The organism is Streptococcus oralis (assembly GCF_019929365.1).
Taxonomy (GTDB): domain Bacteria; phylum Bacillota; class Bacilli; order Lactobacillales; family Streptococcaceae; genus Streptococcus; species Streptococcus oralis_BT.
Genome location: NZ_JAHZPH010000001.1, coordinates 163,495 through 176,998, shown reverse-complemented (window position 1 = coordinate 176,998; position 13,504 = coordinate 163,495). Strand labels below are relative to the sequence as shown.

The window sequence follows — 13,504 nt, the reverse complement described above, 5'->3', positions numbered from 1 at the left end:
CTCTCTATTCAAATAATGTAGTCAAAATGGAAGCATTTCCCAAAAGCACCAAGATTCCCATAAGGATAATGAGGAAACCACCCACTTTTTTGAGGGTTCCGAGATAAGGATGGAGTTTTCGGAAATGTTTCAAAACATAGCTGGAGGCGAGAGCTAGAACTAAAAATGGTAGCGCCAAACCCAGCGTGTAAACCAACATGAGACCAGCTCCCTGCCAAGCACCTGAGCCACCTGAAGCCGCTAAGGCCAAAACAGACCCCAGAACCGGCCCTACACATGGCGTCCAAGCAAAACTAAAGGTCAACCCCAGTAAAAATGCCTGACTATAGCCGTTAGCGTTTTGATCCTGTCTCTTTAATTGTAGCCTTCTTTCCTTGTAGAGTCCCTGCAAATGTAAAACATCCATCTGGTGCAAGCCCAAGAGAATGATAATCGCACCCGTCACATACTGAAACCAAGAAGCATAAAGCAAATTGCCTAAAAAACCAGCTCCATAACCCAGTAAGATAAAGATAAAAGAAATCCCCGCTATAAAGGCCAAAGTTCGCAATAAACTAACAAGTGAGATTGACAATTTTCTGCTAGAAACCTGAGCACCATCTTTGTCATCAAGTAAGACCCCTGCATAGACAGGTAACAAGGGTAAAATACAAGGAGAAAAGAAGGAAAGAATTCCAGCAAGAAAAACACTGATAAAAAAGATTATATTATCCATTGCCTTCCTCCATTCTTTGATTTGATAAGTCTATTATAATTCCTAACTCTAAGAAAAAACAGGGACAATGATAGGGAAAAATAGGAATTTAATCAGCTTATTTAGAAACCTTGTACAAAAAAAGCTCTATAATATTTGTAGTGGGTAAATCCCCTATAGATCTTATGGAGCCTATTTTGTTGTAGAAAAAAAGTCCCATGAGATCTATAATGAAAAGCGACTAATAATCTCATTAAACTCATCAAACGAAATGCCTTTGGTTTTCGGAACTTTGAAAACTTCAAAAAAAGAGTTTTCATCGCTCTCAACATCAAAAAAGAAAGGACGAAATTTGTCCTTTCTAGATCTTAGCTGACTTCAACCCACTACAGTTGACAAAGAGCTGATTTTTTCTGTCTAAATTTTTGAGGGCGGTACGAGCTCCTTTCATTTTAATAAGTTCCTTCTTCACCTTGACTAGTCAAGATTACAGGACCGTCTTTGGTAATTACGAACTGGTGTTCATATTGACAAGATAGACCACCATCGATGGTTTTATGAGCCCAGCCAGTCTTCATATCTGTATCAATTTCCCAGTCACCAGTATTGATCATGGGTTCAATGGTTAGTACCATTCCTTCACGGAGACGAAGACCACGACCTGCAACACCGTAGTTAGGGACCATTGGCTCCTCGTGCATAGTTGGACCAACTCCGTGACCAACCAAATCACGCACGACGCCATAACCGCGACTTTCAGCATATTCTTGAATTGCTGCACCAATATCGCCGATACGATTGCCAACAACCGCTTGCTCAATCCCTATATACATAGCTTCCTTGGTCACATCCATCAAGTTTTTCACTTCTTCAGACGGTGTACCAACCGCATAAGCCCAGCACGAGTCAGCTAAACCACCAGTATAACTTTGGGTGTATTTTTTCATTTGCTCAACATTATTAAAGTTGAGTTTTGACACATTGAGGTCGGATTTGGCAATCGGACCACCTAGAACCATGTCAACCTTGAGCAAATCGCCATCTTTCAAGATGTAATGACGTGGAAAAGCATGAGCTACTTCGTCGTTGAGAGAGCAGCAAGTGGCATAGGGGTAATCCATGACTGCACCATCTACCCCAATCTGTAGAGGAAGGAAATTCTCCTCTTTGCAACGGCGACGAACATACTCTTCTACTTCCCACATATCCACGCCTGGCTTAATCAAATCACGTAAGCCGATATGGATACTAGCGAGGAAATCACCTGCCTTGTCCATGGCTTCGATTTCACGTGCTGATTTTAAAGTTATCATTTTTTCTCCTAGATTCTAATTGATTTTAACTGTAACATTTGCTTTTGAAACAATCTGATGACCATGATAAATATCGTAATCAATGATAGCTGAGCGTCTTGTATGGTGAATAATGCGAGCCTGAATCCGCAGAGTATCATCAATCTGAACAGCCTGCAAGAAGTAAATTAGCATCTGCTCAATGATGAGATTGCGTCTGCTATTTGCCACCAAATCCTGTGTCATATGAGTTAAAATTTCAGCAAGAACACCATTTGCCAAAACTCCGTTCTTCTCAAGCATAAAGGGCTCAACTGTAATCACAACTTCGTCGTGATGATAAGACAACTTCTGACCAATTTGCTCTGAAAAAGTCGGCAGGGCTGAAACCTGAGAACGACTCATCTTATCCATGACATCTCGTCTTGTAATCACCCCGAGCAAAGTTTGATTGCTTCTCACGACCGGGACCATCTCAAAGTCTTCTGCGATCATCCGTTGACTGACGTTAGCTATATTCGTTGCCAATCCTGTCAGGAAGAGACTACGAGTCATCACCTTGTCAATCGTTGTGCTAGGTGATTTATCTCCAGCGTCACGCATGGTAACAACTCCGACAACCACTTGGTGTTGGTTAATGACTGGGAAACGACTACTCCTGTTCTTACGTACCAAGTCCAAATAGTCTTTCACTGTGTCCGTTTCTCTCAAAAAGCCATACTCATGGCTAGGACGATAGAGCTTTTCAACTGTTAAAATGTCTGTCTTAATCTGCACATTTGACAAAGCTCTATTGATCATGGTCGCAACTGTAAAGGTATCATGCTTGCTTCGTAAAACAGGGATTCCTTTCTGATTGGCAAGTTCCAGTACATCCTCATGTACATGAAAACCACCCGTCACCAGAACTGCGTTTTCATTTTCCAAGGCTAAAAGTTGAATACGAGTACGGTCTCCAACGATTAACAAACCGCCATCATTCAGATAGGACAAAATATTCTGCTCGGTCATAGCCCCGATTGAAAATTTGCTGAATTCCCTGTCCAAACCTTCTTGACCAGCCAAAACTTCAGATGAGGTTACTTCTGCAATCTCTGCATAGGTCAGTTTTTCAATCGCCACTTTCTGAGATTTGACACGAATGGTTCCACTACGAGGTCGAGTTTCTACAATTCCACGGTTTTCAGCTTCTTTAATGGCACGATAAGCCGTCCCATCACTGACACCCAAGTGATTGGAAATGCTACGAACACTGACACGTTTTCCTATTGGTAACTCTTCCAGGTAACTTAAGATTTCTTGGTGTTTACTCACTGAACTCTCCTTTTACGTATCGAAATTCAAGATAGTCCCTCATTTTTCGTGTATAGCGGTCACTCCCCTTGAATTGGCGAAAGAGACTAAATCCCGATTTTAAGGCAACTTTCTGACTAGCTTGATTCTCCAGATGAGTGATGATGGATAATTGTTTTAAACCAAATTCTTCAAATGAAAGCTGACATAGCTTGATAACTACTTCTGTCATAAAACCTTGAGACCAAGAATCCTTTTTTAAGAAATAACCAATTTCTGCCTCTTTCTTAATTTCATCGATCTTTTCAAATTTAATGGAGCCAATCATTTCTTGATTCTCTTGGCTACAAATTGCCCAAACACCTAGAGGATTCTTCATAAAATAGTTAGCAAGTGCGTACTGACTTTCTTCCAAACTTGCTTGACTGGGAAAAATAAATTGTAGATTTTCAGGATTAGAAGCAATTTCATAAAAAGCTTTGCTGTCACTAAAAAAGAAAGGACGCAAATACAAGCGCTCCGTTTCAAAAAAAGAAAACATTGCTAATTTGGTCCAAATATTCATAATCACCTCAACGGTTTAGTCTTCGACGAGTGTAATATCCGCTCCGAGACCACGTAATTTTTCAATAATATCTGAGTAGCCACGAAGGATAAACTCAATATTTGTAATTTCAGTCTGTCCTTGAGCCATCAGTCCAGCAATCACAAGTGCGGCACCTGCACGAAGATCTGTCGCTTTCACTTTGGCACCATGCAGAACACGTCCACCAGTGTAGAAAATATGGTCATTTGTAGTCGTAATATCCGCATCCATTTTTGCTAACTCAAAGACATGGTTGACACGTTTTTCATAAATGGTATCAATAATAGTACCACGACCTTGAGCTGTCAGCAAAAGTGGTGTGATAGGCTGCTGCAAATCTGTTGCAAACCCAGGATAGGGAGCAGTTTTGATATTGATTGCCTTCAAATCAGATTGTTCTTCAACGAAGATACTATCCTCAGAGACCGTCATACGAACGCCCATTTCCTCCAGTTTGGCGATAAAGCCTTCTAAGTGTTCGTAAAGAACATTGTTAATACGGATTCCTTTACCAATCGCTGCAGCAAGTGAAATATAGGTTCCTGCTTCAATGCGGTCTGGAATGACTTGGTGACGCGTTCCATGAAGTTTCTCAACACCATCAATAATGATAATATCAGTCCCTGCACCACGAATGTGGGCCCCCATGTTATTCAAAAGGGTGGCCACATCGATGATTTCTGGTTCACGAGCCGCATTTTCAATAACAGTCCGTCCCTTAGCCTTAACAGCCGCAATCATGGTATTAATCGTCGCACCAACGCTAACGGTATCCATGTAGATACTTGCACCATGAAGCCCCTTGCCTTGGGCAGACAAATTCATATTGTCTCCCTCGTAGCTCACCTTGGCTCCCATAGCTTCAAAAGCTTTGAGATGAAGATCAATAGGACGAGGTCCCAGATCACATCCGCCAGGAAGTCCAACTGTAGCTTCACCAAAGCGACCTAAAAGACTTCCGTAGAAATAATAAGAAGCACGAAGGCTATTGATCTTACCATAAGGCATTGGAATATTCTGAACACCTCTAGGATCAATCTCCAAAACATCATCGTAGCGTTTTACTTTCGCTCCCATGATTTCCATAATTTCGACAAGACTAGCAACGTCTGAAATATCTGGGACACAATCCAAAGTGACAATATCATCTGCCAGTATAATAGCAGGGATTAATGCTACAACACTATTCTTAGCACCGCTAATGGTGATCTCACCTTGCAATGGATGTCCACCATTGATGACAATTTTTCTCATGTTATACTCTTTCAAAATTTACTAAAAAGGTCTCTGCATTCTATTATACCATAGTTCTCCTATTTTTCCCATTTCTGTTTAATAAAAATCACTCTCTTTTTATCTTCTAAAATAGAAAAAAGACCCATCACACAAGCACAAAAGCTTGGTATGATAGGCTTTTAAAAGTTTAGATTAACGTACTGTACGGATACGCATTGTGTTTGTACGGACAGCTTCTCCAAGCGGTACACCTGCAACGATAATCATATCATCACCAGATTCTACCAAACCTTGTTCTACTGCAATCTTTTCGGCAAGTTCGAACATATCATCAGTGTTTGATGGACGTTCAGTTGTTACTGGGATAACACCCCAGTTCAACATCAATCCACGTTGAGTTAATTCATCGAAAGTGATTGCCAAGATATCTGCATCTGGACGGTATTTAGAAATCAAACGAGCAGTGTGACCTGTCTTAGTAAGAGTAACCACCAACTTGATATTCATAGAGTTTGTCGCATCCTTAACAGCTGAAGCCATAACCTCAGTCTTAGAATTACGTGACAAGTTAACAAACGACAAGCGACCGTATTCTTTCAAAAGGGTTTGAGCATTCTTGTCAATTGTTGCCATTGTACGAACAGATTCAAGTGGGTATTTACCGTTTGCAGACTCACCTGAAAGCATTGTAGCGTCAGTACCGTCGATAACAGCGTTAAATACGTCTGATACTTCTGAACGAGTGGCACGTGGTTTTTCAGTCATTGTTTCAAGCATGTTTGTTGCTGTGATAACAACTTTACCAGCTGCATTGACTTTAGTGATGATCATTTTTTGGTAAACTGGAACCATTTCGAATGGTACTTCGATACCCATGTCACCACGAGCAATCATGATACCGTCAGCAGCTTCGATGATTTCATCCAAGTTGTCGATACCTTGTTGGTTTTCGATTTTAGCGAACAATTGAACGTGACCGTTACCAGTTTCTTCACAGATTGCACGAACTTCATTCACGTCTTTAGCAGTACGTACAAATGAGATCGCGATGAAGTTGATACCTTGTTCCAAACCGAAACGGATATCATCGTTGTCACGTTCAGCAAGAGCTGGGAAAGGAATTTTAGTGTTAGGGATGTTTACACCTTTTTGTTTAGCGATAATTCCGTCGTTTTCAACTTCAACTTCAAATTCACGAGTTGCATCGTCTTTAGCAACAACACGAAGACCAAGTTTACCATCGTCAACTAACACTTGACGACCAACTTCAACATCATCGTAGATGTCAAGAGCACCAGCAACGTTTAAAGCAATCACTTCACGAGTTGATTTGATTCCTTGTTTAGTCGCAACACGGATTTTTTCACCAGTTTTGTAAGAGTACTCTTTTGCGTCACCTTCGAACAATTCTGTACGGATTTCTGGTCCTTTAGTATCAAGAAGGAAACCAACTTTTTTACCTGCAAGTTTTTCTGCAAGTTTAACAGTTGCCATACGTTCACCTTGTTCTTGGTGGTCACCGTGTGAGAAGTTGAAACGGAAAGTGTTAGCTCCCGCTTCAATCAATTTAGCAATGTTTTGAGCTGAAGCTTCAACGTCAAGTTTTTCACCCCAGTATCCGTCATCACCGAATTTCTTCCCACCACGGATTTCAACCGCAGGACCCAAAGTTGCAACGATTTTTACACGTTTATTCATGATTTGTGACTCCTTTATATAATTTGACCTTTTATGGTCATTTTACCAGATTAGTTAAAGTTGATTAGGACAAGCTCTTGTTCAAGCTAGCAAGTTCAAGGTCAGCTTTGTGAGGGTTGTTAACAACGATTTTGCCATCAGCTGTTAGGCTGAACAAGGCTCCTTCTTCTGCTGTACCAAGAATTGGATTTTCAACCATTTTCTCATTACGGATACCAACAGCAACACCACCGATTCCTTGTTTGAGAAGTTTAACAGCATGTGCTCCCAAGCGTGACGCCAAGACGCGGTCACGCGCAGTTGGTGAACCACCACGTTGGATGTGACCAAGTTCAGTTACACGAAGGTCACTAGTGTCTCCAGCTTCCTTGAGTTTCTTACCAAACTCATCGGCAGACATAACTCCCTCAGCCAAAACAATGATGTTGTGTTTTTTACCGCATTCATAACCAGCTTTGATACTAGCTACGATATCTTCCATCTTGAAGCCTTCTTCAGGGATAATGATTTCATCAGCACCTGTTGCAATACCTGCCCAAAGTGCGATATCACCAGCATTACGTCCCATTACTTCAACAACGAAAGTACGACGGTGACTTGATGATGTATCACGAATCTTATCGATTGCATCCATTGCAGTAGTAACTGCAGTATCAAATCCGATTGTGAAGTCAGTACCTACGATATCGTTATCGATTGTACCTGGAAGTCCGATAGCAGGGAATCCATGCTCAGTCAAGCGCATAGCTCCGTGATAAGAACCGTCACCACCGATTACAACGACACCTTCGATTCCATGTTTTTTCAACTGCTCAATCCCTTTAAGTTGACCTTCAAGTTGTGCAAACTCAGGGTAACGAGCAGAGTGAAGGAAAGTACCACCACGTGAAATGATGTCTCCAACTGAAGCAGCATCAAGTGGATAGATTTCACCGGCAACCATCCCTGCGTATCCATCATAGATACCAAAGACTTCCATTCCTTCTGAGATTGCTTGACGAACTACTGCACGGATGGCAGCGTTCATACCAGGGGCATCTCCACCACTAGTCAAAACAGCAATACGTTTCATTTGGTTTTGCTCCTTTTTCTTTTAACATTCTTATTGATTATACCACATTTCATTTGAAAATTCTTCTATTTTTCGTATTTTTAGCGATAAATCGTTTTCATAGCAATTCCCTCTAATTTTTCCTGTAGAGTAGAATCTTTTCTTACAAAATGTTGTGTGGAAACAACCGTTTTTTGTTCCTCTTCATACCTGATAATGACAGGAATTAGGCCTTTATATTGTTCCAGAATATTTGAAATCTCTTTATCGTAGTCGTGATTTTTAACTTGAATCCAGAATCGTTCAGCGACTGCTTCTTTCAAATCTTGTGCAATCATTTGCAGACGACCATCTCGAGATTGAACCCTTCCATTGATATAGTAAAATTTTCCTTCGGATAAAATGGAAGCGAATTTTCTATATTGGTCTGAAAATACAGTTACATCCATCCGAGACTTACTATCATGAACCTGTAGAAAGGCCATGCTCTCGCCTTTTTTGGTTCGAATCACTTTTAGTTTTTGCACTTCAACTAGGAGTGTTGCTTGACTCCCCTCAGTGAGAGTAGCAATGGGTGTCGTTGGATAAATGGCTTGTTTGGCAAGTGTTTGTAAAGGATGAGCACTGATACCAACCCCGATCAGTTCCTGCTCCTTGTAAAATTTCTCTGCTTCTGTAAAATCATCAGCCTCAGTCCAACTATAGTTTGCATCTGCAAATAGTCCTCCCAACTCTTCAACAAAGACAAATAGGTTGGGCAAATTCACTAGGATTTTCTGACGGTTCTTGTCAAATTCATCAAAGAGCCCCAGTTCAACCAAAGGAGTCAAAAGCGACAGTTTCTTGTAATTCTTAGGAAGACGTGTGACGAAATCTTCAATACTTGAGAAAGGACGATTTTCAATGATCCAATAGGAAAAATCTCTCGGCATTCCTTTAATGGCTTTCAAACCAAGATAAATCTTCTCCTGGGCAATCTTATCATGACAGGGAATGCTGTTGATTGCTAAAGGTGCTACTTGAAATCCCATCTGCAGAGCATCCACAATGTAATCACTGCTTGAATAATTCAACATAACTTGAAAGAAAATAGCAGGATAATGAGTTTTAAAATAAGCAAGTTGGAAAGCAAGAGCTGAATAGGCATAGGCGTGGGATCTATTAAATCCATAGCCCGCAAACTTTTCCATCACTGCAAAGACTTGGTTGGCTTTCTCTTCTGAATGGCCGAGTTTGACTGCACCGGAGATGAAATCTTCCTTCATCAAATGCATCTCTTTAGCATTTTTCTTACCCATAGCACGTCTGAGAATATCGGCTTTACCAAGACTGAAGCCTCCAAAGCGCTGGGCTACCTGCATGACTTGCTCTTGGTAGAGCATAATACCGTAGGTTGAAGAGAGGATATCCTCCAAGGCAGGATCTAGCACCGTCACCTTTTCTTTCCCATGCTTGCGAGCAACAAAATTATCAATATAATCACTAGCACCAGGTCTGTTGAGGGATGTCGTTGCTACCACTTCTTCGAAGACTTGTGGCTTGACTCGTTTCAAGAGTCGAATGGCACCAGGTTGTTCAAATTGGAAAATACCTTTCGTATTTCCAGACGCAAAGAGGGCCAAGGTTTCTTTGTCTTCCAGATCAATCTCTTCGATTTTTAGATGAACACCCTCTGATTCCGCAAGCAATTCCTGCATTTTCTGTACGAAAGTCAGGTTACGTAAACCGAGGAAATCCATTTTTAGAAGTCCATTGGCTTCAACACCATGAGCATCATACTGGGTGATGAGCATATCCTCACCATATTTTAGAGGAATATAGTCTGTCAGGTCCTGGTCACTCATAACGACTCCTGCCGCATGGATAGAGGTCTGACGAGGATAACCTTCTATCTTTCGAGCAATCTCAAAAGCTTTTTGGTATTCAATCTTGCTATTGATGACCTGCCTAAATTGCAAATTCTTTTCATAGGCCGTCGTTAGCGTATCTCGGAAACTGATTTTTTTCGTAATATTGGTTAATTCGTACTCTGGAACACCATATCGTTTGAAAACATCACGAATTGCTTGTTTGGCCCCAAAGGTCGAATAAGTGACAATCTGCGCCACGTGTTGACTACCATAGCGATCACGAACATAACGAATGAATTCTGGCCTATAAAGGTCTGGGATGTCGATATCGATATCAGGCATAGTGTAGCGCTCACGATTTAAAAAGCGCTCGAAAATCAGGTTCTTTTCAACCGGATCAATTCCTGTGATATCAAGTGAGTAAGCCACCAGACTACCAACCGCAGAACCACGCCCCATTCCCATATAGTAGCCTTGGGAACGTCCAAAACGGAGCAAATCCCAAACTACAAGGAAATAATCGTCAAATCCCATATCATGAATCACAGCCAACTCTTCATTCAGTCGCTCACGATAGATAGCTGAGGTTAGCCCCTTGTCACTCAAGCCTTTCTCAGCTCTCTCTCTAAGTTCTTCTACCGCTGGTTTTTCAGGATTAAAGCGAGGGAGTTTTAAACTTGGGTCGAGTTGGTAACTAACATTCTCTATCAAATCTTGGAGATTAGCAAGTGCCTGAGGGAAGTGATTTTTAAACCGTGCTTCCAAGTCTGAGGCAGGTAGAAAGATTCCTTGTTGTGAATGCACATCCACTTCTCTTAGGCTGACATTATCCTTGATTGCCGATAAGATTTGCAAAACTTGAATATCTTCTTTTTCAAAAGAATTGACTTGATAGAGTGGAAGAATGGGCCTAGTAAAGACTTCTTGAGGAGTATCTGGACTAACACCGATATAATAGTCATAGCCTAAATCTAACTGTTCGATTCCCTCAAAATAGGGAACAATAATGGCCACATCCTCGAGGTGGGGGGTGAAGTCAGACCAATTTTTCCGTCCAGTCATTTTTAAAGTGGATAACTTCATCAACTCTTGATAACCTTTAGTGGATAGGGCTAGAAAACGAAGAGAAATATTGTCCTCATCTTTGACCAAGGTCATTTCTAGACCAATTAAAGGTTGAATGCCATGCTTACGAGTTGCTTCTAGAAAATAATAGGCTCCATAGAGATTATCCACATCCATAATAGCAAGGTGAGAATAGCCATACTCTTTAGCCGTTTGTATATATTTTTCAATCGAAACCACACTTTCCATAAAACTGTAAACAGTCTTGGTGTCGAGCTGTGCAATCATTTCTTCTCCCCCTTGCTTTAGATATAGTACTATTATACCATTTTAAAAACTAGAATGAAAAGCTAGAGACCATTCCTTTTAAAGTGACTTCATCGCAGGTCAACAATATCTTTTTTACCTTATTTTTGATATACTAAATTTAGAATATTTCCAAAGGAGAGCGCCATGCGTTTTAATCAATTCAGCTACTTGCCCGTTTCTCATTCGCAAGTTTTACGCGAGTTATCTCAGCTTGGTTTGAAGCTGGTAACAGAACAAGCATCAAAAAAACAACTTGAACAATTTGTCCGCTGGAGTTTTTTCACTTATGCGAACACCGATTATGCTCTATCCACTTTAGCTGTGGATAAAGAAACGGACCTTTTGAGCTTCTTTCAGTCTGATAAAGAGTTGACTCCTGAGATTTTTTATACTGTGGCTTTTCAACTTTTAGGATTTAGCTATCTTGTTGACTTTGAGGACGCCGAACAATTCCGTAAAGAAACTCGATTTCCTATTGTTTATGGGAATCTCATCGAAAATCTTTATCAATTGCTCAATACGCGAACTAAAAAAGGAAATACGCTCATCGACCAACTTGTTAGTGATGGGCTTATTGCAGAAGATAATCACTACCACTACTTTAACGGCAAGAGCTTAGCAACCTTCTCTAGTCACGATGTCATTCGTGAAGTCGTGTATGTCGAGAGTCGTGTGGATACTGATAAAGACGGTCTCCCTGACTTAGTCAAGGTCAGCATTATTCGTCCGCGTTATGATGGACATATTCCTTCAGTTATGACTGCAAGTCCTTATCACCAAGGCACCAATGATAAAGCCAGCGACAAGGCTCTCTACAAAATGGAAGGAGAGCTTGAGGTCAAACCTGCCCACACCATTGAGCTCGAGGAGCCTAAGCTGAATGTAGTCGAACCTCTTGGTCAAGCAGAAGTCGTCTCAGAAGCTGAAGAGAAGCTAACTCATATCAATAGTTCATACACTCTCAACGACTACTTCCTTCCACGTGGATTTGCCAATCTCTATGTATCGGGTGTTGGAACCAAAGATTCTCAAGGGCTCATGACCAATGGAGACTACCAGCAGATTGAGGCATATAAAAATGTCATTGATTGGCTCAATGGTCGTTGTCGTGCTTTCACGGATCACACGCGCAAGCGACAAGTCAAGGCTGACTGGTCAAATGGAAAAGTCGCAACAACAGGAATTTCCTATCTGGGAACCATGTCTAATGGTCTTGCGACAACTGGTGTTGATGGCTTAGAAGTGATCATTGCAGAAGCAGGTATTTCCTCTTGGTATAACTACTATCGTGAAAATGGTCTGGTGACTAGCCCTGGTGGTTATCCAGGTGAGGATTTTGACTCACTTGCTGAATTGACCTACTCCCGCAATCTCTTAGCTGGTGACTATATCCGTGGTAATGAAGCTCATCAAGCGGACTTAGAAAAGGTAAAAGAGCTTCTTGATCGCAAGACTGGTGACTACAATCAATTTTGGCATGATCGCAACTATCTACTCAATGCTCACAAGGTTAAAGCTGAGGTCGTCTTTACGCATGGTTCTCAAGATTGGAATGTCAAACCTCTTCATGTTTACCAGATGTTTCATGCTCTTCCAACTCATATCAATAAGCACCTCTTTTTCCATCATGGTGCCCATGTTTATATGAACAACTGGCAGTCAATTGACTTCCGCGAGTCCATGAATTCCCTCTTAAGCAGGAATTTGTTAGGACTTACAACAGACTATCAACTTCCTACTGTCATCTGGCAAGATAATACTGAGCCTCAAACATGGCATAGTCTCGATGACTTTGGCAAGCAAGATGAACTGCATACCTTCTCTCTTGGAACTGAAGAAAAGGTGATTCAAAACCAGTATGATCAAAAAGATTTTGATCGTTATGGTAAGACTTACCAGACTTTCAATACAGAACTTTACCAAGGAAAAGCCAATCAAATCACCATTGACCTTCCAGTAACTCAAGACATTCACTTAAATGGGAGAGTGGAGCTGAAACTTCGTGTCAAATCAAGTACAAACAAGGGCTTATTATCTGCTCAACTGCTGGAACTTGGACAAAAGAAATATCTACAGCCTTATCCAGCTGTTTTAAGTGCTAGAACCATTGACAACGGTCGCTACCACATGTTAGAAAATCTCTGCGAATTGCCATTTAATCCAAGTCCCCAACGTGTCATCTCCAAAGGCTACCTGAATCTTCAAAATCGAACTAATCTCTTGACGATTGAAGAAATCCAAGCCAATGAATGGATGGACTTCAAGCTAGAGCTTCAACCAACTATCTACAAACTAAAAGAAGGCGACACACTCCGCTTGGTTCTCTATACAACAGACTTTGAGATCACAATCCGAGATAATACAGACTATCACTTGACTGTTGATTTATCACAATCCACTATCACTATCCCCTCATAAAAGGAGGCAGCT

At 41.1% G+C, this 13,504-nt stretch carries 9 protein-coding genes and 1 pseudogene; 2 read left to right on the top strand and 8 right to left on the bottom strand.

What is annotated here, in order from left to right; genetic code table 11:
* Positions 1 to 4: 4 nt before the first annotated feature.
* Positions 5 to 715, bottom strand: coding sequence for a thiol-disulfide oxidoreductase-associated membrane protein CcdA2 (gene ccdA2, locus K1I53_RS00935; protein ID WP_223327596.1), 711 nt, complete (start codon positions 713 to 715; stop codon positions 5 to 7).
* Between the two features lie 213 nt (positions 716 to 928).
* Here ccdA2 and K1I53_RS00930 point away from each other — a divergent pair.
* Positions 929 to 1,066: pseudogene (locus K1I53_RS00930) on the top strand (transposase); the annotation flags it as partial.
* A gap of 80 nt (positions 1,067 to 1,146) precedes the next feature.
* Here the strand turns inward: K1I53_RS00930 and K1I53_RS00925 are convergent.
* The 7 genes from K1I53_RS00925 to K1I53_RS00895 all read right to left on the bottom strand — a co-directional run bounded on the left by K1I53_RS00925 (position 1,147) and on the right by K1I53_RS00895 (position 11,053).
* Entirely contained in the window at positions 1,147 to 2,007 is an 861-nt protein-coding gene (locus tag K1I53_RS00925) for a methionyl aminopeptidase (RefSeq protein WP_061453536.1), read from the bottom strand.
* 15 nt (positions 2,008 to 2,022) lie between these two features.
* Positions 2,023 to 3,300 carry a CBS-HotDog domain-containing transcription factor SpxR gene (gene spxR, locus K1I53_RS00920; RefSeq protein ID WP_223327595.1) on the bottom strand — a complete coding sequence of 426 codons (1,278 nt, stop codon included), beginning with the start codon at positions 3,298 to 3,300 and terminating at the stop codon, positions 2,023 to 2,025.
* Positions 3,293 to 3,844: a GNAT family N-acetyltransferase gene (locus K1I53_RS00915; RefSeq protein WP_223327594.1), complete on the bottom strand. Its 552-nt coding sequence runs from the start codon at positions 3,842 to 3,844 to the stop codon at positions 3,293 to 3,295. The genes spxR and K1I53_RS00915 overlap by 8 nt, the downstream gene beginning before the upstream one ends.
* Before the next feature lie 15 nt (positions 3,845 to 3,859).
* On the bottom strand, positions 3,860 to 5,119 hold the full coding sequence (locus tag K1I53_RS00910; protein WP_223327593.1) for a UDP-N-acetylglucosamine 1-carboxyvinyltransferase: 1,260 nt from the start codon (positions 5,117 to 5,119) through the stop codon (positions 3,860 to 3,862).
* Between the two features lie 174 nt (positions 5,120 to 5,293).
* Entirely contained in the window at positions 5,294 to 6,799 is a 1,506-nt protein-coding gene (gene pyk, locus K1I53_RS00905; protein WP_223327592.1) for a pyruvate kinase, read from the bottom strand.
* A 64-nt stretch (positions 6,800 to 6,863) separates the two neighbouring features.
* Entirely contained in the window at positions 6,864 to 7,871 is a 1,008-nt protein-coding gene (gene pfkA, locus K1I53_RS00900) for a 6-phosphofructokinase (protein ID WP_084976309.1), read from the bottom strand.
* Positions 7,872 to 7,951: 80 nt separating this feature from the next.
* On the bottom strand, positions 7,952 to 11,053 hold the full coding sequence (locus K1I53_RS00895; RefSeq protein ID WP_223327591.1) for a DNA polymerase III subunit alpha: 3,102 nt from the start codon (positions 11,051 to 11,053) through the stop codon (positions 7,952 to 7,954).
* 165 nt (positions 11,054 to 11,218) lie between these two features.
* Here K1I53_RS00895 and K1I53_RS00890 point away from each other — a divergent pair, with 165 nt between their 5' ends.
* Positions 11,219 to 13,492 (top strand): Xaa-Pro dipeptidyl-peptidase, encoded by a 2,274-nt coding sequence (locus K1I53_RS00890; protein ID WP_223327590.1) that lies wholly within the window; start codon positions 11,219 to 11,221, stop codon positions 13,490 to 13,492.
* The last annotated feature ends 12 nt before the right edge of the window (positions 13,493 to 13,504 follow it).